Here is a 23,729-nt window from a genome sequence, read left to right on the forward strand (position 1 = left end):
TCCCGGCGATATCCGTATCGCCGGGACCATCCCATCAGGGCAGGTGCTGCGGTATGGTCGGCAGGGAATTCCAGCCAGGCCTGTCCATGCAGATCGCCGTTTTCAGTGCCCGCCCCTACGATCGTCGCTTCCTCGACGAGGCCAACCAGCGCGATGCGGCCGGGCAGGGCTTTGCATTCGTGTACTTCGATGCCGCGCTGGACGTGCATACCGCTGCGTTGGCACAGGACTGCGCCGCGGTATGCGTGTTCGTCAACGACCGCCTCGACGCGCCGGTTCTGCACGCGTTGCATGCGCTGGGCGTACGCGCCATCCTGCTGCGCTGCGCCGGCTTCAACAATGTGGACCTGGCCACCGCGAAAGCGCTGGAGCTGTTCGTCGCACGGGTGCCGGTCTATTCCCCCGAAGCCGTGGCCGAGCACGCGCTGGCGCTGGTGATGACGCTCAACCGGCAGACCCATCGCGCCTACAATCGCGTGCGCGAGGGCAACTTCATGCTCGATGGCCTGCTCGGGCGCACCCTGCACGGGCGCACGGTCGGCATCGTCGGCACCGGCAAGATCGGCCTGGCTACCGCGCGCATCTTCCACGGCATGGGCTGCACCGTGCTGGGGCATGACCCGTATCCATCGCCGGCCTTCGCCGGCGTGGGCGACATGGTTGGGCTGGATGAACTGCTGGCGCGCGCCGACATCGTGTCGCTGCATTGCCCGCTGACGCCCGATACCCAGCACCTGATCAACGACGCCTCACTGGCGCGGATGAAGACCGGCGCGATGCTGGTCAACACCTCGCGCGGCGCGCTGGTCGATACCCATGCGGTGATCCGCGCGCTGAAGTCGCGGCGGCTGGGTCATCTGGCCATCGACGTCTACGAGCAGGAAAGCGCGCTGTTCTTCCAGGACCTGTCCGGCGAGATCATCGACGACGAGGCCTTCCAGCGCCTGATGACCTTCCCCAACGTGCTGGTGACCGGCCACCAGGGCTTCTTCACCGTAGAGGCGCTGCAGGAGATCTCGGCAATCACGCTGGGGAACCTGCGGGATTTCGCCGAGGGGCGGGTGTGTGCGAACCGGGTGGAGACATCGCTGAGATGATTGGAAGTCATGAGGGGTGTGCGTTTTCATACCTATCATTGAGGGGCGCAGATGAAACGCTTAGTCACCTTGAAAGTTGAGCTGCTGTTTCCATTGCTGATGGCGGGCGGCTGTGCAGCGGAGGAGTCCCGAGGCGAGAAGGGGTGGGAAGGGCTAGAACGATGCGTGACAACAATCGAGACTTACGTTCAAGAGACGAGGGGATGGAGACGGGAGATGTATCGCATTGCGGAGGAGTCTTCCGGCACCGCAGATATTGGCTTCTCAGTCCAGCACGTCCATGACAGGGTTCTGCTGCCAGAAGGTGGACTGAAGTCATTTCATGTTGATCTCGACCAGCGATGTTCCAAGGTCATCCGTGAAAGCCACTATCAGTAGCTGGTAGCGGCTTGTTGGCCCATGAAGAGGGTAGATGCGCAGCCATTGACCGCATGTTGCTTGTAGTCCTACAATGCCCAGCTAGGCCGGAATAGCTCAGTTGGTAGAGCGGCGCATTCGTAATGCGTAGGTCGCAGGTTCGACTCCTGTTTCCGGCACCAGTTGCATGAAAAGCCCCGGCTCAGGTCGGGGCTTTTGTTTGGGCGTCTAGCAGCGGGATTCCATCAACGGCCTGCCATCACCGCGTCCCGCGCCAGCCACCACGCCAGCTGCCGGAGATAACCACCTGCTGCTCCCGCCGATGCGGCGATCAGCAGGCGTGCGAGCACTCTGGTTCCGCGCGCGGCCCGCTCCCGCACCCAAGGCAGGACCGCCACCACCTGCGCACCCAGCAACAGCATCAGCACGTCCAGCCCCAGCGCATCCACGACCGGCAACAACGGCAGCAGATCCGGATTGCAGGCCAGCACGATCACCAGCGCGGCACCCAGCATGGCCATCAGGCGGCGCCCGGCGGGCAGGGTGGTCCAGTGCAGCAGTCGGCTGATCAGGCGCATGGGATTCCCTGTGTCACGTGTGCGAGTCCTCATCAGTCCCGATCGGTCGCACCGGCTGCCGCAGCACGGTTTTCAACCGCGCTGCGTCGGTCCTGCGCGGGTCGCTCAGGTAGATCTCATGATGGGGGCCGGCAAAGGTGTATCCCAGTGCGGGCATCACTTCGTCATGCAGCTGCGCCAGGACGGGTCCCTCGTCGTCGTAGGCGCCCACGTGCAAGGTCTGCAGGCTGGGGCCCTCGGCAAGGACTTCATGGCGGAGGCTGGGCGGCGCCTCTCCCAGCTTCGCGCGCGCCTTGCTGATCGCGGCCTGCCACTGTGCAGGGCCGATGCCCTCGGGCGTGCGGATCATTACGGTCCAGGCCCACTCATCCTTGCGCCGCGCGAGGAAGCTGGCCGGGTCCTCGGCACTCCACAGCGCCTCCAGCGGTGGCACCACGTAGTCGCGCCCTTCGGCCTTCAGCGCGAACTTCAGTGCATAGCTCACCGAATACAGCCACTGGACGGCCTGCAGGTAGGCGGGGGCCGTGTTCGGGTCGCCGCGACCATCGACCATCACGTAGGGAATGGGCGGTACATCCACGCGTACGAACCTGCCGGCGGGCGGTTGATAGAGCGCCCCGTCGCGCTTCCTGAAGTCGATCTTGTCCACGGGCCTTCCTCCTGCGCCGAGCATCCCACGCCAGGCACCCGCCAGCACGCCTGAACAGGTTCAGGTGACTTTGCCGAACGAGGGCGGACCACCTGCCAGCAGCTGATGCCAGGATGCCGCCCGCAGGCGTCCTGCTGGCCGCGCCCGCGCGGTGCGACAACGTGTCGCAGCCAGAATCGGGCCTTTCCTGCGCTCGATCAATGTCAATGCCTTTCTTAAATGGTGGGTGACGGCCTAAAATTGAAAGGCTGACTCGACCCCACCTCCCTGCCTGTCTTCCGGACCGGTGGGACCGGCTTTGGCCGGAACAGGCAGGGACGGGGAACGGCATTCCCTCGCAATTGGATCGACCGATGATTCCGTTGAAAACCCTTGGGCGCTGGTTGCGCCCGGGCCTGCTGCTGTCGTTGCTGGTGATGCTCACCGGCTGCGATGCCGTGGCCATCCTCAGTCCGAAGGGCCAGATCGGCCAGGATGAGAAGACCCTGCTGATCACGGCCACCGTGCTCATGCTGCTGGTCGTCATCCCGGTCATCATCATGACCCTGACGTTCGCGTGGAAGTATCGCGCCTCCAACACCAAGGCCCGTTACGAGCCGAAGTGGTCCCACTCGACGGCGATCGAGGTGGTGGTGTGGTCCATTCCCTGCATGATCGTGCTGGTGCTGGCGGTCCTGACCTGGCGTTCGTCGCACGCACTGGACCCGTATCGTCCGCTGGATTCGGACGTCAAGCCGGTCACCATCGAGGCGATCTCGCTGGACTGGAAATGGCTGTTCATCTATCCGGAAGAGAAGGTGGCGGTCGTCAACGAAATCAAGTTCCCGGTCAACACCCCGCTGAACTTCAAGATCACGTCCGATTCGGTGATGAATGCCTTCTTCATCCCGCACCTGGGCAGCATGATCTACTCGATGGCTGCGATGGAGACCAAGCTCCACCTGATCGCCAACGAGACCGGTGAATTCCCGGGCATGTCCTCGCACTACAGCGGCGCGGGCTTCGCCAAGATGCACTTCACCGCCTACTCGGTCACCGATGCCGAGTACCGCCAGTGGCTGGACCAGGTCCGCGCCGGCGAGCAGACCCTGGACAAGGCCTCGTTCAAGGCCCTGGGTGAAGCACGCAACGCCGAGTGGTATCCGGTCACTTACTTCGGCAAGACCGAAGAAGGCCTGTTCGACTGGGTCATCGCCAAGCACATGGGCGACAACAAGCATTACGGCATGAAGCACTCGCATGCCGGTGCCGCCGCTGCCGATGCCGCCACCCATGAAGCGCACGAGGGCCACGCCCCGAGTGACGCGCATGATTCCAAGGAATCGGGTGAAAACCTGGATGCCACCGAACACGAACACGCAGGCCATGCCGGCCACGCGGGTTCGGGAGAATGAACATGTTGGGAAAACTCTCTCTTGAGTCGATCCCCCACGATCCGATCGTGCTGACCACCCTGGTCGGCGCGGTTCTTGGTGGCCTGGGCGTCGTCGCCCTGATCACCAAGTTCAAGCTGTGGGGCTATCTGTGGAAGGAGTGGTTCACTTCGGTGGATCACAAGAAGATCGGCGTGATGTACCTCATCGTCGCCTTCGTCATGCTGCTGCGCGGTTTCTCCGACGCCATCATGATGCGTACCCAGCAGGCCATCGCCGTCGGTGGTTCCGAGGGTTACCTGCCGCCGCACCACTACGACCAGATCTTCACCGCCCACGGCGTGATCATGATCTTCTTCGTGGCGATGCCGCTGATCACCGGCCTGATGAACCTGGCCGTGCCGCTGCAGATCGGTGCGCGTGACGTTGCGTTCCCGTTCGTCAACTCGCTCAGCTTCTGGCTGTTCGTGGCGGGCGCGGTGCTGATCATGCTGTCGCTGTGGATCGGTGAGTTCGCTGCCACCGGCTGGCTGGCGTTCCCGCCGTTGTCGGGCATCGAATACAGTCCAAGCGTCGGCATGGACTATTACATCTGGGGTCTACAGGTGGCGGGTTTGGGTACCACGCTCAGTGGTATCAACTTCTTCATCACCATCCTCAAGATGCGCACCCCGAGCATGAAGCTGATGCAGATGCCGGTGTTCACCTGGACCGCCCTGGTGACCAACGTGCTGATCGTGGCCGCGTTCCCGGTGCTGACCATCACCCTGGTGCTGCTGACCCTGGACCGTTACCTGGGTACGCACTTCTTCACCAATGATGGTGGCGGCAACGCCATGCTGTACATCAACCTGATCTGGATCTGGGGTCACCCGGAGGTGTACATCCTGGTCCTGCCGGCGTTCGGTGTGTTCTCCGAGGTCATCGCGACCTTCTCGCGCAAGGCGCTGTTCGGCTACAAGGGCATGGTCTACGCCACCGCCTGCATCGGCGTGCTGTCGTTCATCGTGTGGCTGCACCACTTCTTCACCATGGGCTCGGGTGCCAACGTCAATGCCTTCTTTGGCATCACGACGATGATCATCTCGATCCCGACCGGCGTGAAGATCTTCAACTGGCTGTTCACCATGTTCCGCGGCCGTGTGCACTTCACCACCCCGGTGCTGTGGACCATCGGCTTCATGGTCACCTTCGTCATCGGCGGCATGACCGGCGTGATGCTGGCGATCCCGGCCATCGACTTCGTGCTGCACAACAGCCTGTTCCTGATCGCCCACTTCCACAACGTCATCATCGGCGGCGTGGTGTTCGGCATGTTCGCCGGCATCACCTACTGGTGGCCGAAGATGTTCGGCTTCCGCCTCAATGAGTTCTGGGGCAAGTGCGCGTTCTGGTGCTGGTTCATCGGCTTCTACGTGACCTTCATGCCGATGTACGTGCTGGGCTTCATGGGCATGACCCGTCGCCTGCAGAGCACGGTGAACCCGGCCTACGAGCCGTTGCTGCTGGTTGCCGCCTGCGGCGCGTTCATCGTCGGCGCCGGCATCCTGTGCCAGATCATCCAGGTGGCCGTGTCGATCCGCGACCGCAAGAAGACCGTCGACCTGACCGGCGATCCGTGGGATGCTCGTACGCTGGAGTGGGAAACCTCTTCGCCGCCGGCCTTCTACAACTTCGCGACCCTGCCGGACGTCACCGAGCTGGACGATTTCTGGGAGCGCAAGCAGCGGGGTGAAGCCTGGCCGAAGCCGGCCAAGTACACCGACATCCACATGCCGCGCAACACCGGCACGGGCGTTGTCATCGGTGCCTTCAGCCTGGTGTTCGGCTTCGCGATGATCTGGCACATCTGGTGGCTGGCCATCGTCGGCTTCGTCGGCATGATCGCCACGTTCATCTACCGCACCTTCGACCAGGACGTGGACTACTGGGTCCCGGCCGCCGAGGTGGAACGCATCGAGAACGAACACCGCAAGCACCTGGAAGCCCAGGGCCTGGTGAAGTCGGAGCTGAAGGCATGAGCACCAATACCTCGACCCTGAGCCACGGGCACGCCGCGCACGCGGCGGCCCATGGCCATGACGACCACGAGCACCACGATACCGGCGGCAACACCGTCTTCGGTTTCTGGGTGTACCTGATGAGCGACTGCCTCATCTTCGCCTCGCTGTTCGCCACCTACGTGGTGCTGGCGGGCGGTACCGATGGTGGTCCCACCGCGAAGGACCTGTTCGAGCTGCCGTTCGTGGCGTGGGAAACCGCGCTGCTGCTGACCTCGTCGCTGACCTTCGGCCTGGGCATGATTGCCATGCACCGCAAGCAGATGGGCCAGATGTACCTGTGGCTGGGCATCACCTGGCTGCTGGGCTTCGGCTTCATGTGCATGGAAGTGTGGGAGTTCCAGCACCTGATCCATCAGGGCTACGGTCCGGACCGCAGTGCCTTCCTGTCGGCGTTCTTCGCCCTGGTCGGTACCCACGGTCTGCACGTCAGCGCCGGCCTGCTGTGGCTGCTGGTGATGTTCGTGCAGCTGAAGAAGTACGGCCTGACCCCGACCAACAAGACCCGCATGGCGTGCCTGAGCCTGTTCTGGCACTTCCTGGACCTGATCTGGATCGGCGTGTTCTCCGTCGTCTACCTCAATGGAGCGCTGTAATGGCACATGACAACCATGCACACGACCACGGCACCGGCGGCGAAAGCCACGGCAGCGTGAAGTCGTACCTGATCGGCTTCGTGCTGGCGGTGGTGCTGACCGTCATCCCGTTCTGGATGGTGATGTCGGGCGATTTCTCGCGCACCGTCAACGGTGTGGTGATCGCAGTCACCGCGGTGCTGCAGATGCTGGTCCACCTGGTGTTCTTCCTGCACCTGGATCGCTCTTCGGAAAGTCGCTGGAACGTCAACGCTGCGGCCTTCACCGTCGTGGTGATCGGCATCATCGTGATCGGCACCCTGTGGGTCATGCACAACATGAACGTGCACATGATGCACTGACGTCCTCGCGACGTTGCCACACAGAAAGGCCGCCCTCGGGCGGCCTTTCTGTTGGCGGATGGATGGGGTCGGATCCCTGTCCGCAGGGCAGGGCTCTGACCCCGGGGGCCGGGTAGATCCACGCCATGCGTGGATGGAGTTGCGTGGATGGGGTCAGAGCCCATGCCTGCGGCAAGGGCTCTGACCCCGAAACCGGGGCCTCACCCCACCCGGCGCAGGAACTCTTCGGCCTCCATCGGCCGGCCCAGATGGTAGCCCTGCAGTTGGTCGCAGCCGAGCTCGCTCAGGTACTCGCGCTGCGCCTGGGTCTCCACGCCCTCGGCCACCACCTGCAGCTGCAGGGTGCGGCCCAGCGCGATGATCGACGAGACAATGGCGGCGTCCTCGTCATTTCCTTCCAGGTCGTGCACGAACGCACGGTCGATCTTCAGTTCGGTGGCTGGCATCCGCTTGAGGTAGAGCAGGCTGGAATAGCCGGTACCGAAATCATCGATGGCGATGTGCACGCCCATTGCGGTCAGGTCGCTGAGGATCGCCAAGCTGGCATCGACGTCCTTCATCGCCGTGGTTTCAGTGATCTCCAGGGTCAGCCGTGCCGGTTCGATCCGGTGCCGCTCCAGCACCTCGCGCACGCTGTCCAGCAGTGCCGGCGAGGCAAACTGCAACGGCGAGAGATTCACTGCCATGGTCCATTCCGCATGCCCGGCATCGTGCCATGCCCGCAGTTGCGCGCAGGCCCGGTCCAGTACCCAGTCACCGATCGGCAGGATAAGGCCGCTGCGTTCGGCGATCGGAATGAAGACATCCGGTGCCAGCAGCCCCAACTCCGGGTGCTGCCAGCGCAGCAGCGCCTCGGCCCCGGTGGCCGGTGCGCCCGCGGCCGGAAATTTGGGCTGGTAATGCAGGATCAGTTCGTTGCGGGCGATGGCCTTGCGCAGGTCCTGCAGCAGGCGCAGCTGGCGATTGGCACTGAGCTGCATCGAGGGGGTGAAGAAGGTGTAGCCGTTCCGCCCGGTCTCCTTGGTGTGGTACATCGCCGCATCGGCGTGCGCCATCAGCTCGCGCTCGTTGCTGGCGTCATCCGGATACAGGGCGATGCCCAGGCTGGCGCTGACCTGCAGTTCGGCCGCATCCAGCGTGAACGGCTCACCGGCGGCGGCAATGATGCGCTCGGCCACCACTACCGCATCGTCGGGAATATCGATGGCCAGCACGATCACGAACTCGTCGCCGCCGAGGCGGGCGAACGTGTCCTGCGGGCGCAGCAGGCCGCCGATGCGCTGCGCCACCGCCACCAGCAGGCGGTCGCCAAGCTGGTGGCCATAGGCATCATTGACCGCCTTGAAACCATCCAGGTCGCAGAACATCACCGCCACCGCATGATTGCGGCGCCGCGCCTTCTCGATGGCCTGCTCGATGCGGTCCTGCAGCAGCATGCGGTTGGGCAGCTGGGTCAAGGGATCATGCAGTGCCGCCTGGATCAGCTTGTCGTTGGCGTGCGCCAGCGAATCGGCCAGCAGCCCGGTGCGCACGCGCATCTGCCGGTCGAACAGCGAGGCCACGAGGGCGATGCCCAGCGTGGCCACGGTGGTGACGATCACCAGCACGGCCAGCCAGCGCGTGTCGATGCCGCCACTGCCGAAGGCGCCACAGATGCTGCCTTCGGGGAAGCGCGCCGCCGCCATGCCGGTGTAATGCATGCCGACGATGGCCAGGCCCATCACCAGCGATGCGAGCACGCGCAGGAGCAGGGTGTGGCGCTGCTCGGCGCGCAGGCGGAAGGCGATCCACAGTGCGGCGCCAGCGGCACCGATGGCCACCGCGATGGAGGCGGCAAACCAGCCCGGGTGGTAGTCGATGCCGGGCTGCATGCGCATCGCAGCCATGCCCAGGTAGTGCATGGCTGCGATGCCCAGGCCCATCAGCACGGCCCCGGCCAACAGCCGGCGCCACGGCAGGGTGGGGCGCGACACCAGCCACAGCGCATAGGCGGAGGCGCCGATCGAGACCGCCAGCGAGTACAGGGTGATGCCGAGGTCGTAGCCCAGCGGGATCGGCAAATCGAAGGCAAGCATGCCGATGAAGTGCATCGACCAGATGCCCAGGCCCATCGCCGCCGCCCCCCCCGCCAGCCACCAGCGGGCCACGCGGCCCTCGGCGGTGGCCAGGCGCCCGGCCATGTCCAGCGCCGTGTACGAAGCAAGAATGGCCACCAGCAGGGAAATGATGACCAGGCTCTGACTGTAACTGCCAGTCATGTTGAATCCAGTGGGGGAGGAAGGGGGCGCCCGCAAGGCGCACGCCCGCGACCCCTATCGGCGCGGGTGGGCAGGACTTGAGCGGTCGCAGCAGCTGCGACCGGGCTCGGCTATCCTGCCACGCCTGTTCCCGTTGCTGGAAATCATCCGATGGCCAAAGCCCGCACCGCCTACGTCTGCAATGAATGCGGCGCCGAATTCAGCAAATGGCAGGGCCAGTGCACGGAGTGCAACGCCTGGAACTCGCTGTCTGAAATCGTGCTGGAGAGCGCGGCGGCGGCCAAGGCACCAGCGTCGCGGCGGGCGGGCTGGGCCGGCAAGATCGATCCGCCGAAGATCACCGCGCTGAAGGACGTGGAGCAGACCGAGCATCGCCGGGTCTCCACTGGCATCGGCGAGTTCGACCGCGTGCTGGGTGGTGGCCTGGTCGAAGGCGCGGTGGTGCTGGTGGGCGGCGACCCGGGTATCGGCAAGTCGACGCTGCTGCTGCAGGCGGTGGCGAAGATGGCGGCCGAACTGCCGGTGCTGTACGTCACCGGTGAAGAGTCGCTGGCCCAGGTGGCCGGCCGCGCGCACCGCCTGGAGCTGCCACTGGACGGGGTCAACGCGCTGGCCGAGACCGGGGTCGAGTCGATCCTGCAGCATGCCTCCAGGGCTGGGCCGCGGCTGATCGTGGCCGATTCGGTGCAGACCCTGTGGACCGAGAGCCTGACCGCTGCGCCGGGTTCGGTCAGCCAGGTGCGCGAGAGTGCGGCGCGGCTGGTGCGGTTCGCCAAGGAGACCGGCACTGCCGTGTTCCTGGTCGGCCACGTGACCAAGGAGGGTGGCATCGCCGGCCCGCGCGTGCTGGAACACATGGTCGACGCGGTGCTGTACTTCGAGGGCGAGAGCGGCAGCCGCTTCCGCCTGTTGCGCGCGTTCAAGAACCGCTTCGGTGCGGTCAACGAGCTGGGTGTGTTCGCGATGGGCGACAAGGGCCTGAAGGAGGTCTCCAACCCTTCGGCGATCTTCCTCTCCGGCGGCAGCACCCACCAGCCGGGCAGCTGCGTGATGGTCACCCGCGAGGGCACGCGGCCGCTGCTGGTGGAGGTACAGGCGCTGGTCGATGCATCGCCGCTGTCGAACCCGCGCCGTGTCGCGGTCGGCCTGGAGCAGAACCGCCTGGCGATGCTGCTGGCGGTGCTGCATCGCCATGGCGGCGTACTGGTCGGCGACCAGGACGTGTTCGTCAATGTGGTCGGTGGCATCCGCGTGCAGGAGACTGCCGCCGATCTGCCGGTGCTGCTGGCGGTGTTGTCGTCGCTGCAGGATCGGCCGCTGGCGGAGAAGACCATCGCCTTCGGTGAAGTGGGCCTGTCCGGCGAGATCCGCCCGGTGCCCAATGGCGAAGACCGCCTGCGCGAGGCCGCCACCCATGGTTTCAAGCGCGCCATCGTGCCCAAGGCCAATGCGCCCAAGGGCGGTTCGGTGAAAGGCATGGAGGTGATCGCGGTGGAACGCCTGTCCGAGGCCATCGACGCGGCGTGAGGCCGGCTCTACAAACGTCAATCACGGCAACGGTCAGCTTCCTTGTGCTAGTTTTTCCCGCTCGACGAAGACGCCCTCTGGCGTCTTTCCGTGCCCAGGAGTAAACGATTACATGCAGGACACCGCACTCACCGCCCCCAACGCCGAGATCCGTCGCGCCGGGGTCGATCTCAATGGATTGATGACGGTGCTGGGCAAGCACCTGTATTCCACCCCGGTGGTGGCGCTGCGTGAGCTGGTGCAGAACGCGCATGACTCGATCATCCGCCGCCGCATCGAGCAGCCCGGTGTTGACGTGCCTTCGCGCATTTCGGTGCAGGTTGATGCCGGTGCCGGCGTGCTGCGCATCACCGATACTGGGGCCGGCCTGACCCGCCAGGAGATCCACGATTACCTGGCCACCGTCGGCGTCGGCTACACCCGTGGCCTGCGCCAGGGCGGTGAGGACGATGAAGGGCTGATCGGCATGTTCGGCCTCGGCTTCCTGTCGGCCTTCGTGCTGGCGCGCCGGGTCAGTGTGCGAACCACCTCGTACCAGGCGCCGGATCTGGGCCATCTGTACGTGTCCAGCAACGCCGAGCAATACACCGTCAGCGAAGTGCCTGCACGCGCGGTCGGCACCGAGGTGGAGCTGGAGCTGCATCCGGACTTCCTGCCGCTGGCCAACGAGGCGCGCCTGCATGAGGTGCTGGGCCGCTACTGCGCGTTGCTGTCCGAGCCGATCTTCATCGGTGCTGCGGGCGAGGCGCTCAATCCCGAGCCGCCGCCGTGGCGCGGCCAGGGGGATGTCGCCGTGCATCCGGTGCAGGCGCGCCGGCAGGCGCTGCAGTTCGCCGCGCGGTTCGAGCACGATTTCGAACCGATCGTCACCGTGCCGCTGCGCGCCGATGGCAACAGCGATGCCACTGGCCTGCTGTGGGTGCAGGATGGCGCCACCTATGGCACCAGCGACAACCGCAACCTGTCGGTGTTCGTGCGTGGGATGCTGCTGGATGACGACGCGCGCGACCTGTTGCCGCCGTGGGCCGGATTCATCGGCGGAGTGATCGAATCCTCGCGGTTGACGCCCACCGCCAGCCGCGAAGACCTGCAGCGCGATGACCAGTACCGCGCGGTGCAGCATGCACTGCTGGAGGCGCTGATCGACGGCCTGGCCGACGTTGCGAAGCAGCAACCGGAAGCCTGGCGGCGCGTGCTGACCCGCCACAACGAGGCCCTGCTGGGTGCGGCACTGTGCGATGAGCGCCTGTTCGAACTGCTGATGGAGCATGTGCGGGTACCGACCTCGCAGGGCGACCTGCCGGCCAGTGCGCTGCCGGCGCGCGGTGCCGTGCATGTCATCCTCGACAACGGCGGCGGCTTTGAAGAGATGCTGTTCCGCGCGATGGGCGTACCAGTCGCGCATGGCCATCGCTACGCGGTGGTGCCGTTCCTGCGGCGCTGGGCCCAGGCCAAGGGCCTGCGCCTGGTCGAGCTCGGCACCGAGCAGGGCAACCGCGCACTGTTCCGCAGTGATGACAGCCTCGACGAGGCGCAGCTGGCGTGGCTGCGCGAACAACTGGGCGACGGCGAGCAGCTGCTGCCCGCGCGTTTCAGTCCGGAGGCGCTGCCGGTGGTGGTGGTGCCCGACCGCGAGGCCGAGCTGAAGCAGCGGCTGGAAGACGACGAGAACGACAAGCGCGTCTCGATGGCCGCGCTGCGCCTGGCGCGCCAGTTCACCGCGCGCATCGAATCGCGCGCACCGTCGCGGCTGTATCTCAATCTCGACAACCCGGCGGTGCAGGCACTGCTGCGCGCCCAGCGCGAGGGCCACCCACAGGCCGAGGCTGCGGCGCGCCTGCTGCGCTCGCTGAAAGTCATCGTCGCCGCGCAGGGCCGCCCGCTGGCACGCGCGACCGCTACGCCGGGCCCGGATCTCAATGGTGCCTTCACCGATATCGCCGGTGCCCTGCAGCAGATGCTGCGCTGAGCACCGCACCCTCTCATCCAGCCTTCGCTAGACAGGAGCAATTATCCCCATGGACATCTGGAACTGGGTCGAAAAGCTGCAGGGTGACCTGCGCCAGGCCGGCCAGGCGCAGAACGCGCACCTGCTGAACCGTCTCGCCGACGAGGTCAGTGAACTGCAGATCGACCGCGTCGATGCGCTGCTGCCCGAAGCACGCGCCCTGGGCAAGGCACTGGACAACCCGTGGGTTGACGTCTATGTCGGCCACTGGGCGCTGCGCAACCGCGTCGGCAACCGCGTGGAAGGCGAGAGCGCACTCGGCGAAGCCGTAGCGCTGTTCGAGCGCGCGCACCGCGAGGACACCCTGGAATGCCCGCAGTCGATCTGCGTGACCCAGGACCTGGCCGCCTGCTATGGCAACATCGACGGCCCGGGCTGGGTGCCCGAGCGCATCGAGGTCTGCGACGAAACCCTTGGCCGCATCGATCCGAGCTGGGCCTGTTTCCAGTGCCTGAGCTGCGAGAAGGCCGATGCGCTGCTCGATGATGGCCGTGGCCAGGCGGCGCTGGATTACCTGCAGGTGCAGGCCGATGCCGTGGAAGCCTGTGGCAAGGAAGTGTTCGACAGCTTCCCGGAGATGCAGATCAAGATCCTGCTGGGCATGGGCCGTACCGATGAGGCACTGGCGCTGATCGAAAAACGGGAGGCCGAAGTTGCCGCGTCCGGAGAGTACGAGCCGGCCAACTGCACGGTGCCGCGTCGCTTGTCCAAGGCCTGGGCGCTGGCCCAGCTGGGCCGCGACGAAGAGGCGCTGCAGCAGCTGGTGCCGTGGAGCGAGCTGACCCCGAACTACTGGCGGCTGTGGGCAAACACCGCCGCAGCCCTGTGCCAGCGTGATCCCGCGCGAAATACGTGGGATCTGGGCACGCGCTTCAACACCATCATCGAGCACTTCGCACGGGTCGGTTCGCACCGCCTGCTGATCGAAGTCGCGGCGTTGAGCCTGGAACTCGCCCTGCAGCGTGGCGCGCGCTGGGTCGCACTGCGGCAGCTGGAACTGGCCCGCACCCATCTGGCGCAGCTGCGCCAGGATCGGGGTGCTGCGGCGCTGGTGGCCGGCCTGGCCGCGCGCATCGAGGCATTGCCGGACGTCGCGCCGCTGCCGGTGCCGGCGGGCGAGCTGCTGGCATGGCTGGACGCGCAGGGCGAACAGAACCAGTCGCGCGATCCCGAGCGCGAAGCGCAGTGGTTGCTGCAGGCGCATGCCGAGCTGCCCGATGACGAGGCGCTGGCCGACATGGCCGCCTCGGCACTGAATGCCTGCGGCGCGCAGGCCGAGGCGCGGTCGCTGCTGTGGCGGTTCGTACGCGGCCATGTGCAGCACGATGGCCCCGCGGCCTACACGCTGATGCGCTGGCTGGCCGAACAGGGCGACGACGACGGACTGCACCAGCTGGCCGATCTCTATCGCGGCAGCGTGCCCGTGTTCGCGCACTGGTGCGAGGTGCAGCGTGCACGCCGCGTGTCCGACTGGCCGGCGCTGGAGCAGGCGGCCCGATCGCTTCTGGAGCTGTCTCCGGGCTCGCACGGCGCGCGCGGCACGCTGGCGCGCATGTACATGGAAACCGGCCGTTTCAGCGAGGCCCAGGCCTGTTATGCACAGCTGGTGGAGCTGCTGGACGAGCCCAATGCCGCGCATTGGGACCACATGAGCGCAGCCAGCGCCGCGCGCGACTGGGACGCGGTGCGCCGCTCGGCGGCGGCGCTTGGCATGGAATTGTCCAGCCAGGATGGCGTGGTAGAGGAGCCGTGGGGCTGGGTGATCATCCGCAGCGAAGAAAACGGCGAACCGATGGAGTACTACGCCCGTCGCAGCGGTCCGGTGACCGCGCGCATCGTCGAGAACGCGCCGTCCAACCGCGCCCAGCAGGTGGGCGACTGGGTGGTGTTCGATGCCGCGCTGGTGCATCCGGCACCAGAGGAGGAGGAAGCACGCGAGCATTTCATCCCGACCTATGCGCAGGTGCATGTGCTGGAGCGCGGCGGCTTCGCCCGCAGCTGGATGATCGATGGCGCGCACCCGGGCGAAGATGCCTGGAATGCCTTCGTCGAGGCGGCCGAAGCACAGGGCTGGAAGGTGTGGTCACACAGCCGGCCGGACTACACCGTCACCGACCCCGATGTGGAAGAGGGTACGCTGCCCGGCCTGCTGTTCACCGTGGCCCAGCCGCAGGACCACGCACCGCTGGCACTGCACCGCTTCCTGCAGCAGCACACCGCGACGTGGCCTCATCCGCATTGCTGGCTGCGCCTGGCTGAAGCCTGTGACCAGGATCGCCAGCCGCATCTGGACGTGATCGAGCGTTACGGGTTGTAGGCCGGATATCGGGTAGTGCCGGCCGCTGGCCGGCAGCACCGGGAGATCCTGTATTGTCGGCCAGCGGCCGGCACTACCTCAGGGAAAAATACATGCGAAAGACAGGGATGTTGATGATCGCCGGGCTGCTGCTGGCCCCTGCCGTGCAGGCGTCACCCGCCTGCCAGGAACCAGAGGCGGTGGCCCGCGCCTTCTACGAGGCAACGACGGGCGATGGTGATCTGCTGGAGCCACCCCCGGCGCTGGTCAGCCCTGCCTTCGGCAAGGCACTGCGTGGAGAGCGCGCCTGCCAGCAGCGCGAAGAGGGCATCTGCACCATCGATTCGGATCCGTGGCTGGATGCGCAGGACGGTGACATCGAAACCCCGGTGCGCTACAGCTGGAAGGAGGCTTCGGTCTCCGCCGGCCAGGTCGAGATGCGCTATTCGGTGTGGAAGAAGGCCTACCTGACCCGCCTGCCGATGGTGCGCCACGGGCAGGGATGCTGGCAGGTTGATGACATCGTCACCAACAGTGGTCGTTCGGTGCGGAAGATCCTGGCCCAGCCTTGACGGTAGCGCCGGTGGGTGCCGACCGTTGGTCGGCACACCGCCTATCGCGAATGCCCGAACACCAGTTCGATCACGAACTGGCTGCCGAAGAAGGCCAGCAGCAGCAACAGCATCGCCGCCAGCGTCCAGTGCACCGCCTTCATGCCGCGCCAGCCGTAGCGCCGGCGGCCGATCAGCAGCACGCCGAACACGATCCACGACAGCACGCTCAGCACGGTCTTGTGCACCAGCTTCTGCGCCAGCAGGTCGTCGACGAACAGCACCCCGGTGACCAGGGTGAGGGTCAGCAGCGCGAAGCCGACGGTGATCACCCGGAATAGCAGTGATTCCAGGTCGGCCAGCGGCGGCAGCGCGCGCAGCCAAGGCCGGAACTCGCGGCGGCGCAGGGCGCGTTCCTGCAGCCACAGCATGATCGCCAGCAGCGCGGCGATGCTCAGCGTGGCGTAGGCCAGCAGGGCCAGCCAGGCGTGGCTGGCCAGGCGCCAGCCCAGCACCTTGCTCGGTTCGTGGCCGTAACCGTGGTAGGCCAGCAGCAGCACGGCGGCCAGCGGGAACACCACCACGCCCAACGCCGACATCCGCCCGCGCGCGCCGACCAGCGAAGTCAGCCAGGCCATGCCCAGGCCGACCAGCGACAGTGCGGCGAAGAAGTGCATGTCCGGCCCGCCGTTGGTGCGCATCGCCACCATCACGTGGTAGCCGCCGTGCAGCAGCATGGCGGGCAGGGCCGGCCACAGCCAGATGGGGGAGCCGGTCGTCTCATCGCGGCCAAGCGCGCGCACCAGCAGGGCACTGGCAGCCAGGTAGAGCAGGACGGCGATGAGAACGATTGTCATCGTTGCAGTTTCGCATACCCCCGTGATGCTGGCGACGGCCCCGTGGCCGCAGTCCGGGGAGACAGCCAGACCCGTTATACTGTCTGCCTTATTGTCCCCCGCTTTCAGACAGGTTGCGCCGCATGTTCGAGTCCCTGACCCAGCGCCTTTCCGGCACCATCGAGCGCCTGCGTGGCCGCGGCCGCCTGACCGAGGAGAACATCCGCGAGGCAACCCGCGAAGTGCGCATCGCGCTGCTCGAGGCCGACGTTGCGCTGCCGGTGGTGCAGGCGCTGATCGAGCGCATCAAGGTGCGCGCGGTCGGCCAGGAAGTGCTGAAGTCGCTGACCCCGGGCCAGGCGCTGATCAAGGTCGTGCGCGACGAGCTGACTGCGGTGATGGGCGCTGAAGCCAGCGACCTGAACCTCAATGTGCCCGCTCCGGCCATCATCCTGATGGCGGGCCTGCAGGGCGCCGGCAAGACCACCACCGTGGGCAAGCTGGCCAAGCACCTGAAGGAAAAGCGCAAGAAGAAGGTGATGGTGGTCTCGGCCGACGTCTACCGTCCGGCCGCGATCGAGCAGCTGAAAACCCTGGCCGAGCAGGTGGGCGTGCTGTTCTTCCCGTCCAGTGCCGACCAGAAGCCGGAAGCCATCGTCCGCGCAGCCATCGACGATGCACGCAAGTCGTTCGTCGACGTGCTGCTGGTCGATACCGCCGGCCGCCTGGCCATCGACGAAGCGATGATGGCCGAGATCAAGGCCCTGCACGCTGCGGTGAATCCGGCCGAAACGCTGTTCGTGGTCGACGCCATGACCGGCCAGGACGCGGCCAACACCGCCAAGGCCTTCGGCGATGCCCTGCCGCTGACCGGCGTGGTACTGACCAAGACCGACGGTGACGCCCGCGGCGGCGCCGCGCTGAGCGTGCGCTACATCACCGGCAAGCCGATCAAGTTCGTCGGTGTCAGTGAAAAGCCGGAAGGCCTGGACGTGTTCCACCCGGACCGTATCGCCAGCCGCATCCTTGACATGGGCGACGTGCTGTCGCTGGTCGAGCAGGTCGAGCAGCAGGTCGACAAGGACAAGGCCGCCAAGCTGGCCGAGAAGGTCGCCAAGGGCAAGAAATTCGACCTGAACGACATGCGTGACCAGCTCGAGCAGATGCAGAACATGGGCGGCATCGGCGGCCTGATGGACAAGCTGCCGGGCCTGGGCAACATCCCCGACCATCTGAAGCAGCAGGTCAGCCAGGGCAAGGAAGTGCCGCGCATGATCGCTATCATCGGCTCGATGACCAAGAAGGAACGGCGCAATCCGAACCTGCTCAACGGCTCGCGCCGCGCGCGCATCGCCAAGGGCTCGGGCGTGACGCCGGCCGACGTCAACAAGCTGATGAAGCAGTACATGCAGATGGAAAAGATGATGAGCAAGATGGCCGGCGGTGGCATGAAGGGCATGTTGCGCAGCATGAAGGGCATGATGGGCGCCATGGGCGGCCGCGGCATGCCGTTCCGTTGATGACGGCCCCGTCCGCAATCTGATGTAGCGCCCGGGCCCACGCTCGGGCGGCGGCGCACAAGCGCCGCAGCAGGCCGTCGGGCAGCAGGCTCGACTCTTCCCCTGTCCTGCGCGCACCATGGGGGCCTGTCCGAAACGATGGGCCGTCATGCAGAGTTCCGCTGTAGCTTCCCGCGCCGAGGCGTTCTGCCGGCGCTTTGGCGTTTCCGTTCCGATCCTGCTGGCACCGATGGCCGGTGCCTGCCCGGTACCGTTGTCGGCTGCGCTGGCCAACGCCGGCAGCATGGGCGCAATGGGCGCGGTGTTGTCCTCTTCGGCCGATATCGGTCGCTGGATGGATGACTTCCGCGCAGCCTCCAGCGGTCCGGCGCAGGTGAACCTGTGGATGCCGGACCCTGTACCTGCCCGTGACGTTGCCGCCGAGGCCGCCAGCCGTGCCTTCCTCGCGCAATGGGGCCCGGAGGTGCCGGCCAGCGCCGCCGACGCCACGCCGGCCGACTTCGAAGAACAGTTCGCCGCACTGCTGGCGGCGCGTCCTGCGGTGGCCTCGACCATCATGGGCGTGCTGTTGCCGCGCCACGTGCAGCAGTTGAAGGACGCCGGCATCGCCTGGATCGCCTGTGCCACCACCTTGTCCGAAGCGCGCGCGGCACAGGACGCCGGCGCCGACGCGGTGGTGGCGCAGGGCGCGGAGGCCGGCGGCCATCGTGGTTCCTTTGATCCGGCGATGGCCGAGCGCCAGCTGGTGGGACTGTTTGCGCTGCTGCCGCGCCTGGCCGATCAGCTGCAGATTCCGGTGATTGCCGCCGGCGGCATCGCCGATGGCCGTGGCATCGCTGCCGCACTCACCTTGGGCGCCAGTGCGGTGCAGATCGGCACCGCCTTCCTGCGCACGCCGGAAGCGGCGATCGCTTCGGCGTGGGCCGATGGGCTGGCCGCCAGCGAACCGGAAGATACCTGGCCGACCCGCGCCTTCAGTGGTCGCCTGGGCCGTGGCCTGGCGACGCCCTATGTGCGCGCCGCTGCTGCAGAAGGCGCCCCCGCGCCGCGTCCATACCCGGTGCAGCGCGGCCTGACCGCCCCGATGCGCAGGCAGGCGGCACAGGAAAATCGTCTGGCGGCGATGCAGGCCTGGGCCGGGCAGTCGGCGTGGATGGCGCCGGCGCAGCCGGCCGCCGACGTGCTGCGCGGCATGTGGGAACAGGCGCAGGCACTGCTGCCATGATGGTGAGCTGCAACGGCCGGGCGGCGCAGGTGGAGGATCTCCTGCCGGCGCTGGTGAATTACGGCCACTTCACCTCGCTGCAGGTGCGTGGTGGTGCAGTGCAGGGGCTGGACCTGCATCTGGCGCGGCTGTCACAGGCTACGCGCGAACTGTTCGGCAGCGAACTGGACACGGTGCAGGTGCAGGCGTGGATGGCGCAGGCATTGCAGCAGTCAGGGCAGGCCGATGCCTCGTTGCGGGTGACGGTGTACTCGCGCCGCTTCGATTTCCGCAATCCGCTGGCGGCGGTGCCGGTGGACGTGCTGGTGGCGGTGTCAGCGCCGGTGACGCTGACCGTCGCCAAGCGAGTGCGCAGCGTGGCCTGGCAGCGTGAACTGCCGCAGATCAAACATGTGGGCACCTTCGGCCTGTTCGCCGAGCGCCGCGCGGCGATGGCGGAAGGATTCGACGATGTGCTGTTCGTGACCGTCGATGGCGAAATGAGTGAAGGCAGCACCTGGAACCTGGCCGTGCACGATGGTGAACGGCTGCTCTGGCCGCAGGCGCCGGCCCTGCGCGGGACCGCCGAGGCGCTGCTGAAGCAGCATTGGCCGCGGGCGCAGGCCACGCAGCCATTGCGGCTGGCGGATATGGCTGGCGTGAAAGCCGCTTTTGCCTGCAACGCCAGTGGTCTGTGGGCGCTGGAGGCCATTGACGGGCATGTCCTGCCCGGCTCGCAGGCACTGGCTGAACAGGGCAGGGCGGCGCTGGCGGCGGTGGCTTGGGACAAATTGGGGTCAGATCCCTTTTGCGCCGCAAAAGGGATCTGACCCCGGGAGTTCATCCCCGGGGTTGGCTCGGCCGGGCTCTGCCGCTATAATCGCCCGCTTACCTCGCCATCCTGGCGACTGGGCAATAGGAAAAACACCATGGTCAAGATTCGACTGACCCGCGGCGGCGCCAAGAAGCGTCCGTTCTACCACATCATCGTCACCGACGTGCGCAGCGCGCGCGACGGCCGCAACATCGAGCGCGTTGGCTTCTACAACCCGGTCGCCCAGGGCGCCGAGAAGCGCATCGAGCTGGACCTGGCCCGCGTTGACCATTGGGTCAAGAACGGCGCCCAGCCGACCGACAAGGTCCGCAACCTGATCAAGGAAGCGACCAAGTCCCAGGCCGCTGCGGCCTGATCCTGACGGGCCACGCTTCGGCGTGGCCCTCTTGGTTGAAGCAGATGAAAGATATCGAGCGCCGCATCCTGCTGGGCAGGGTTGTCGGCGCTTTTGGTGTGCGCGGCGAGATCAAGCTCGAGTCCTGGACCGAGCCACGTTCCGCCATTTTTCGTTACCAGCCGTGGATCGTGCGCAGCCCATCCGGCGTGGAAACCACGGTTGAAGGTGTGCGCGGCCGCGACAGCGGCAAGCACCTGGTGGCCCGTTTCCCCGGGGTCGAGGATCGCGATGTGGTCGAAGCGATGCGCGGCACCGAGATCTACGTGGCCCGCAGTGCCTTGCCGCCGCCGAAGCCCGATGAGTATTACTGGGTGGACCTGGAAGGCCTGGATGTGAAGACCACCGAGGGCGTCGCCCTGGGCCAGGTCTCGCACCTGTTCAGCACCGGCGCCAATGACGTGGTTGTGGTCCGGGGTGACCGCGAGCGGATGATTCCGTTCGTGCAGCCGGACTTCGTCAAATCGGTCGATTTCGAGGCCAACCTGATCGTGGTCGACTGGGATCCCGAGTTCTGAGTGTGAGCATGCGTTTCGACGTCATCACCCTGTTTCCCGAGTTCCTCGCCCAGTCCGCTGGACTGGGCGTGGTCGGGCGCGCGCAGGAGAAGGGACTGTTCAGCCTGCATGGCTGGAACCCCCGTGATTACGCCGAAGGCAACTACCGCCGGGTGGACGACCGTCCGTTCGGTGGTGGCCCGGGCATGGTGATGCTGATCGAGCCGCTGCAGGCCTGCCTGCAGGCGATCCGAGAGGCCGATCCCACCCCGGCGCGGGTGATCTACCTCAGTCCGCAGGGCGCGCCGTTGACCCAGGCCAAGGTGCGGGAACTGGCGGCGCTGCCGCGCATGGTCCTGCTCTGTGGCCGCTACGAGGGCATCGACGAGCGTTTCCTGGAGGCCAATGTCGACGAGGAAATCTCCCTCGGCGACTACGTGCTGTCCGGGGGCGAGCTGGGCGCGGCGGTGATCATCGACGCCGTGGCCCGCCTGCAGGACGGTGCCCTGAACGATGCGGAGTCGGCGGCGCAGGACAGCTTCGAGGGCGACCTCGGCCTGCTCGACTGCCCGCATTACAGCCAGCCGGCCCAGCACCCGCTGGGGGACGTGCCGGAGGTGCTGCGCTCGGGCAACCACGCGGCCATCGCCGCCTGGCGCCGCCAGCAGTCGCTGCTCCGGACCGCCCAGCGGCGCCCGGACCTGCTGGATGAACAGGCACTGGGCAAGGCCGACCGCAAACTGCTGGAGCAGGGCCGCCAAGCCCGGAACCAGAAGGCCAGCCCCTAGCGCAGGGCTGGCTTTATCGGCTATCATGGCCAATTCCCGCCAGCCCCGGTTGGCGCGCGCAGTACCCAAAACAAACGTGCAGCACAGTCCGGTGACTGCATGAGCCCACGTTGTCGATACGACACGCCCACCCGAACAAGAATCGGTGTAACCCATGAGCAAGCTGAACAAGTCCATCGTCGCGGAATTCGAATCCGCCCAGATCACCCGCGAACTGCCGAAGTTCAGCCAGGGCGACACCGTTGTCGTCAACGTGAAGGTGAAGGAAGGCAGCCGCGAGCGCGTGCAGGCCTACGAAGGCGTCGTCATCGCCACCAAGAACGCCGGCCTGAACTCCTCGTTCACCGTGCGCAAGATCTCGCACGGCTACGGCGTCGAGCGCGTTTTCCAGACCCACAGCGCCATCATCGACTCGGTCGAAGTGAAGCGTCGTGGTAAGGTCCGCGCCGGCAAGCTGTACTACCTGCGTGGCCTGGAAGGCAAGGCTGCCCGCATCAAGGAAGACCTGGCTGCCGCTGCTGCCGCCAAGGCTGCCCGTCTGGCCGACAAGGCCTGATAAACAACTTCGGTTGTTGCCGCGACGGCCACCTTCGGGTGGCCGTTTGCGTTTCCGGCATCGCATCGGCCACGATCAGCTGATGAGCGACATCAACCCGCGCTATCCCGCCGTGATCCAGTCGGCACTGCGCTTCCTCGACGGCAAGGGGCTGGCGCGCGTGCAGTCGGCGCCGCTGCTGCACCGCCTGCTGTGGCGCGTGGGCATCGCGCTGCCACCACCAATCCTGGCTGGTTTTGGTACCAATGCGCTGGTGCAGGGCCTGTTGTTCGGGCTGTTCTGGACCGCGCTGATGTGGCTGATGCTGTGGCAGGGCAGCGAGCGCCCGCTGGCGCTGTTGCTGGTGGCCGGCCTGTCGGCTGGCGTGCTGTTCGGTATCGTGATGGCAGCGCTGATGCGCTCGCTGCGCTGCCACCGCAAGCTGCCGGACTGGCGCCGGTTCCGCGCACGGCAGGCGGGCTGAGCCGATGGCGCACTGCGCCGTGACCACCGGGCGGGCCCGCGCTAGGCTGCAGCTTCATCCCGATGGACATAGCGTGCGATGCCTGCCAAGCGAACCGCACCTTCCACTGCGCCCACGCTGCTGTCCGGTGGCAACCCGCAGATCGCCAAGGGCGAGGGCGATGCGCCGGTGCAGGCATACATCGCCGCCATGCCGGACTGGAAACGTCCGATCGGCGCGCGACTGGATGCATTGATCGAGCAGGCCGTACCTGGGGTGCACAAGGCGGTGAAGTGGAACTCGCCGATGTATGTGGTTGCGCCGGGCGAAGGGTGGTTTCTCAGCTTCCATTGCTTCACCCGCTACATCAAGGTGGCGTTCTTCCGTGGCGCGGCACTAGCGCCAGTGCCGCCCGAGCCGTCCAGGAGCGCCGATACGCGTTACCTGCACATCCCGCAGGACGGCCTGCTGGATGAGGCACAGTTCCTCGACTGGGTGCGCCAGGCCGCCGCGTTGCCCGGCGAGCGCATGTAACCCCGACCTTCTCATTCCTTTCCCGACGAGAGCTCCTGATGGCCACGCATGCCCCCAACCCGGCCGATGCCGGAACACCGGCCACCGAGTTGATCGATGCACGCATCGCCGAGTTGGCAGACTGGCGCGGTGAAACACTGGCACGCGTGCGTGCGTTGATCCATGAAGCGCTGCCCGACGTGCAGGAAACCTGGAAATGGCGGGGTACACCGGTGTGGGAGCACAACGGCATCCTGTGCACCGGCGAGACCTACAAGCAGGCAGTGAAGCTGACCTTCGCCAACGGTGCGGCGCTGGCCGATCCAAAGGGGCTGTTCAACGCAAGCCTGGACGGCAACACGCGGCGTGCGATCGACATCCATGAAGGCGCGATGCCGGATGCCGCTGCGTTCAAGGCGCTGCTGCGCGCGGCGGCGACGCTCAACGCGGCGA

General features: G+C 66.3%; 24 protein-coding genes and 1 tRNA gene. 21 read left to right on the plus strand and 4 right to left on the minus strand.

Annotated features, from left to right (window positions below):
- Positions 1–86 precede the first annotated feature (86 nt).
- The 3 genes from N5E02_RS07760 to N5E02_RS07770 all read left to right on the plus strand — a co-directional run bounded on the left by N5E02_RS07760 (position 87) and on the right by N5E02_RS07770 (position 1,636).
- The gene (locus N5E02_RS07760; protein ID WP_235649525.1) at positions 87–1,097 is read left to right on the plus strand and encodes a 2-hydroxyacid dehydrogenase; all 1,011 of its coding nucleotides are present in this window, start codon (positions 87–89) and stop codon (positions 1,095–1,097) included.
- A gap of 51 nt (positions 1,098–1,148) precedes the next feature.
- On the plus strand, positions 1,149–1,475 hold the full coding sequence (locus tag N5E02_RS07765) for a hypothetical protein (RefSeq protein WP_139726831.1): 327 nt from the start codon (positions 1,149–1,151) through the stop codon (positions 1,473–1,475).
- Between the two features lie 85 nt (positions 1,476–1,560).
- A tRNA-Thr gene (locus N5E02_RS07770) sits at positions 1,561–1,636 on the plus strand.
- 63 nt (positions 1,637–1,699) lie between these two features.
- Here the strand turns inward: N5E02_RS07770 and N5E02_RS07775 are convergent.
- Both N5E02_RS07775 and N5E02_RS07780 read right to left on the minus strand, forming a co-directional pair.
- Entirely contained in the window at positions 1,700–2,032 is a 333-nt protein-coding gene (locus N5E02_RS07775) for a hypothetical protein (RefSeq protein WP_139726832.1), read from the minus strand.
- Positions 2,033–2,045: 13 nt separating this feature from the next.
- Positions 2,046–2,681, minus strand: a complete 636-nt coding sequence (locus tag N5E02_RS07780; RefSeq protein ID WP_139726833.1) for a GyrI-like domain-containing protein — start codon at positions 2,679–2,681, stop codon at positions 2,046–2,048.
- A gap of 353 nt (positions 2,682–3,034) precedes the next feature.
- Between N5E02_RS07780 and cyoA the strand changes: the two genes are divergently transcribed.
- The 4 genes from cyoA to cyoD are packed head-to-tail and all read left to right on the plus strand — an operon-like array spanning position 3,035 to position 7,051.
- Positions 3,035–4,075, plus strand: a complete 1,041-nt coding sequence (gene cyoA / locus N5E02_RS07785; protein WP_005415723.1) for a ubiquinol oxidase subunit II — start codon at positions 3,035–3,037, stop codon at positions 4,073–4,075.
- A gap of 2 nt (positions 4,076–4,077) precedes the next feature.
- The gene (gene cyoB / locus N5E02_RS07790; RefSeq protein WP_065185975.1) at positions 4,078–6,075 is read left to right on the plus strand and encodes a cytochrome o ubiquinol oxidase subunit I; all 1,998 of its coding nucleotides are present in this window, start codon (positions 4,078–4,080) and stop codon (positions 6,073–6,075) included.
- Positions 6,072–6,710, plus strand: a complete 639-nt coding sequence (gene cyoC, locus N5E02_RS07795; RefSeq protein WP_005408583.1) for a cytochrome o ubiquinol oxidase subunit III — start codon at positions 6,072–6,074, stop codon at positions 6,708–6,710. The genes cyoB and cyoC overlap by 4 nt, the downstream gene beginning before the upstream one ends.
- Positions 6,710–7,051 carry a cytochrome o ubiquinol oxidase subunit IV gene (cyoD, locus tag N5E02_RS07800; RefSeq protein ID WP_005415725.1) on the plus strand — a complete coding sequence of 114 codons (342 nt, stop codon included), beginning with the start codon at positions 6,710–6,712 and terminating at the stop codon, positions 7,049–7,051. The genes cyoC and cyoD overlap by 1 nt, the downstream gene beginning before the upstream one ends.
- Before the next feature lie 200 nt (positions 7,052–7,251).
- On the opposite strand, the gene N5E02_RS07805 is transcribed toward cyoD, so the two are convergent.
- Complete coding sequence (locus N5E02_RS07805) at positions 7,252–9,309, minus strand: bifunctional diguanylate cyclase/phosphodiesterase (protein ID WP_065185974.1); 2,058 nt, start codon at positions 9,307–9,309, stop codon at positions 7,252–7,254.
- Between the two features lie 150 nt (positions 9,310–9,459).
- On the opposite strand from N5E02_RS07805, the gene radA reads away from it, so the two are divergent.
- The 4 genes from radA to N5E02_RS07825 all read left to right on the plus strand — a co-directional run bounded on the left by radA (position 9,460) and on the right by N5E02_RS07825 (position 15,712).
- The gene (gene radA / locus N5E02_RS07810; protein ID WP_005408586.1) at positions 9,460–10,836 is read left to right on the plus strand and encodes a DNA repair protein RadA; all 1,377 of its coding nucleotides are present in this window, start codon (positions 9,460–9,462) and stop codon (positions 10,834–10,836) included.
- A 112-nt stretch (positions 10,837–10,948) separates the two neighbouring features.
- The gene (locus N5E02_RS07815) at positions 10,949–12,805 is read left to right on the plus strand and encodes an ATP-binding protein (protein WP_053498505.1); all 1,857 of its coding nucleotides are present in this window, start codon (positions 10,949–10,951) and stop codon (positions 12,803–12,805) included.
- A 49-nt stretch (positions 12,806–12,854) separates the two neighbouring features.
- The gene (locus N5E02_RS07820; RefSeq protein ID WP_279946149.1) at positions 12,855–15,161 is read left to right on the plus strand and encodes a tetratricopeptide repeat protein; all 2,307 of its coding nucleotides are present in this window, start codon (positions 12,855–12,857) and stop codon (positions 15,159–15,161) included.
- Positions 15,162–15,253: 92 nt separating this feature from the next.
- Entirely contained in the window at positions 15,254–15,712 is a 459-nt protein-coding gene (locus tag N5E02_RS07825) for a hypothetical protein (protein ID WP_065178088.1), read from the plus strand.
- Between the two features lie 41 nt (positions 15,713–15,753).
- Here the strand turns inward: N5E02_RS07825 and ccsA are convergent, their stop codons facing one another.
- Complete coding sequence (gene ccsA, locus N5E02_RS07830) at positions 15,754–16,548, minus strand: cytochrome c biogenesis protein CcsA (RefSeq protein ID WP_005415730.1); 795 nt, start codon at positions 16,546–16,548, stop codon at positions 15,754–15,756.
- Between the two features lie 122 nt (positions 16,549–16,670).
- Between ccsA and ffh the strand changes: the two genes are divergently transcribed.
- The 10 genes from ffh to N5E02_RS07880 all read left to right on the plus strand — a co-directional run.
- Positions 16,671–18,047 carry a signal recognition particle protein gene (ffh, locus tag N5E02_RS07835; RefSeq protein WP_014036403.1) on the plus strand — a complete coding sequence of 459 codons (1,377 nt, stop codon included), beginning with the start codon at positions 16,671–16,673 and terminating at the stop codon, positions 18,045–18,047.
- A 148-nt stretch (positions 18,048–18,195) separates the two neighbouring features.
- Complete coding sequence (locus N5E02_RS07840; protein ID WP_061479149.1) at positions 18,196–19,272, plus strand: nitronate monooxygenase; 1,077 nt, start codon at positions 18,196–18,198, stop codon at positions 19,270–19,272.
- The gene (locus N5E02_RS07845; RefSeq protein WP_139726835.1) at positions 19,269–20,081 is read left to right on the plus strand and encodes an aminotransferase class IV family protein; all 813 of its coding nucleotides are present in this window, start codon (positions 19,269–19,271) and stop codon (positions 20,079–20,081) included. Before N5E02_RS07840 ends, N5E02_RS07845 begins: the two co-directional genes overlap by 4 nt.
- A 99-nt stretch (positions 20,082–20,180) precedes the next feature.
- Entirely contained in the window at positions 20,181–20,441 is a 261-nt protein-coding gene (gene rpsP, locus N5E02_RS07850; protein ID WP_005415733.1) for a 30S ribosomal protein S16, read from the plus strand.
- 44 nt (positions 20,442–20,485) lie between these two features.
- On the plus strand, positions 20,486–20,998 hold the full coding sequence (rimM, locus tag N5E02_RS07855) for a ribosome maturation factor RimM (protein WP_005415734.1): 513 nt from the start codon (positions 20,486–20,488) through the stop codon (positions 20,996–20,998).
- Positions 20,999–21,006: 8 nt separating this feature from the next.
- Positions 21,007–21,765 carry a tRNA (guanosine(37)-N1)-methyltransferase TrmD gene (trmD, locus tag N5E02_RS07860; protein ID WP_005415735.1) on the plus strand — a complete coding sequence of 253 codons (759 nt, stop codon included), beginning with the start codon at positions 21,007–21,009 and terminating at the stop codon, positions 21,763–21,765.
- A 154-nt stretch (positions 21,766–21,919) separates the two neighbouring features.
- Positions 21,920–22,321: a 50S ribosomal protein L19 gene (rplS, locus tag N5E02_RS07865; RefSeq protein WP_005415736.1), complete on the plus strand. Its 402-nt coding sequence runs from the start codon at positions 21,920–21,922 to the stop codon at positions 22,319–22,321.
- A gap of 82 nt (positions 22,322–22,403) precedes the next feature.
- A complete protein-coding gene (locus N5E02_RS07870) occupies positions 22,404–22,784 on the plus strand; it encodes a DUF6404 family protein (protein WP_005415737.1) in 381 nt (126 codons plus the stop codon).
- A 78-nt stretch (positions 22,785–22,862) separates the two neighbouring features.
- The gene (locus tag N5E02_RS07875; protein ID WP_262232812.1) at positions 22,863–23,297 is read left to right on the plus strand and encodes a DUF1801 domain-containing protein; all 435 of its coding nucleotides are present in this window, start codon (positions 22,863–22,865) and stop codon (positions 23,295–23,297) included.
- 38 nt (positions 23,298–23,335) lie between these two features.
- Positions 23,336–23,729 (plus strand): DUF1801 domain-containing protein (locus N5E02_RS07880; protein WP_279946151.1); only part of this gene is annotated, 394 nt, incomplete at its 3' end.

The organism is Stenotrophomonas sp. GD03777 (assembly GCF_029842485.1).
Lineage (GTDB): Bacteria > Pseudomonadota > Gammaproteobacteria > Xanthomonadales > Xanthomonadaceae > Stenotrophomonas > Stenotrophomonas sepilia.

Coding starts and splice junctions, on each gene's coding strand:
- cyoC (WP_005408583.1), top strand. CDS start 6,072: ATGAGCACCAATACCTCGACCCTGAGCCACGGGCACGCCGCGCACGCG.
- N5E02_RS07825 (WP_065178088.1), top strand. CDS start 15,254: ATGCGAAAGACAGGGATGTTGATGATCGCCGGGCTGCTGCTGGCCCCT.
- rimM (WP_005415734.1), top strand. CDS start 20,486: ATGAAAGATATCGAGCGCCGCATCCTGCTGGGCAGGGTTGTCGGCGCT.
- cyoB (WP_065185975.1), top strand. CDS start 4,078: ATGTTGGGAAAACTCTCTCTTGAGTCGATCCCCCACGATCCGATCGTG.
- rpsP (WP_005415733.1), top strand. CDS start 20,181: ATGGTCAAGATTCGACTGACCCGCGGCGGCGCCAAGAAGCGTCCGTTC.
- N5E02_RS07820 (WP_279946149.1), top strand. CDS start 12,855: ATGGACATCTGGAACTGGGTCGAAAAGCTGCAGGGTGACCTGCGCCAG.
- N5E02_RS07775 (WP_139726832.1), bottom strand. CDS start 2,032: ATGCGCCTGATCAGCCGACTGCTGCACTGGACCACCCTGCCCGCCGGG.
- ccsA (WP_005415730.1), bottom strand. CDS start 16,548: ATGACAATCGTTCTCATCGCCGTCCTGCTCTACCTGGCTGCCAGTGCC.
- rplS (WP_005415736.1), top strand. CDS start 21,920: ATGAGCAAGCTGAACAAGTCCATCGTCGCGGAATTCGAATCCGCCCAG.
- N5E02_RS07765 (WP_139726831.1), top strand. CDS start 1,149: ATGAAACGCTTAGTCACCTTGAAAGTTGAGCTGCTGTTTCCATTGCTG.
- N5E02_RS07845 (WP_139726835.1), top strand. CDS start 19,269: ATGATGGTGAGCTGCAACGGCCGGGCGGCGCAGGTGGAGGATCTCCTG.
- trmD (WP_005415735.1), top strand. CDS start 21,007: ATGCGTTTCGACGTCATCACCCTGTTTCCCGAGTTCCTCGCCCAGTCC.
- N5E02_RS07760 (WP_235649525.1), top strand. CDS start 87: ATGCAGATCGCCGTTTTCAGTGCCCGCCCCTACGATCGTCGCTTCCTC.
- N5E02_RS07840 (WP_061479149.1), top strand. CDS start 18,196: ATGCAGAGTTCCGCTGTAGCTTCCCGCGCCGAGGCGTTCTGCCGGCGC.
- N5E02_RS07815 (WP_053498505.1), top strand. CDS start 10,949: ATGCAGGACACCGCACTCACCGCCCCCAACGCCGAGATCCGTCGCGCC.
- N5E02_RS07805 (WP_065185974.1), bottom strand. CDS start 9,309: ATGACTGGCAGTTACAGTCAGAGCCTGGTCATCATTTCCCTGCTGGTG.
- cyoA (WP_005415723.1), top strand. CDS start 3,035: ATGATTCCGTTGAAAACCCTTGGGCGCTGGTTGCGCCCGGGCCTGCTG.
- cyoD (WP_005415725.1), top strand. CDS start 6,710: ATGGCACATGACAACCATGCACACGACCACGGCACCGGCGGCGAAAGC.
- ffh (WP_014036403.1), top strand. CDS start 16,671: ATGTTCGAGTCCCTGACCCAGCGCCTTTCCGGCACCATCGAGCGCCTG.
- radA (WP_005408586.1), top strand. CDS start 9,460: ATGGCCAAAGCCCGCACCGCCTACGTCTGCAATGAATGCGGCGCCGAA.
- N5E02_RS07875 (WP_262232812.1), top strand. CDS start 22,863: ATGCCTGCCAAGCGAACCGCACCTTCCACTGCGCCCACGCTGCTGTCC.
- N5E02_RS07870 (WP_005415737.1), top strand. CDS start 22,404: ATGAGCGACATCAACCCGCGCTATCCCGCCGTGATCCAGTCGGCACTG.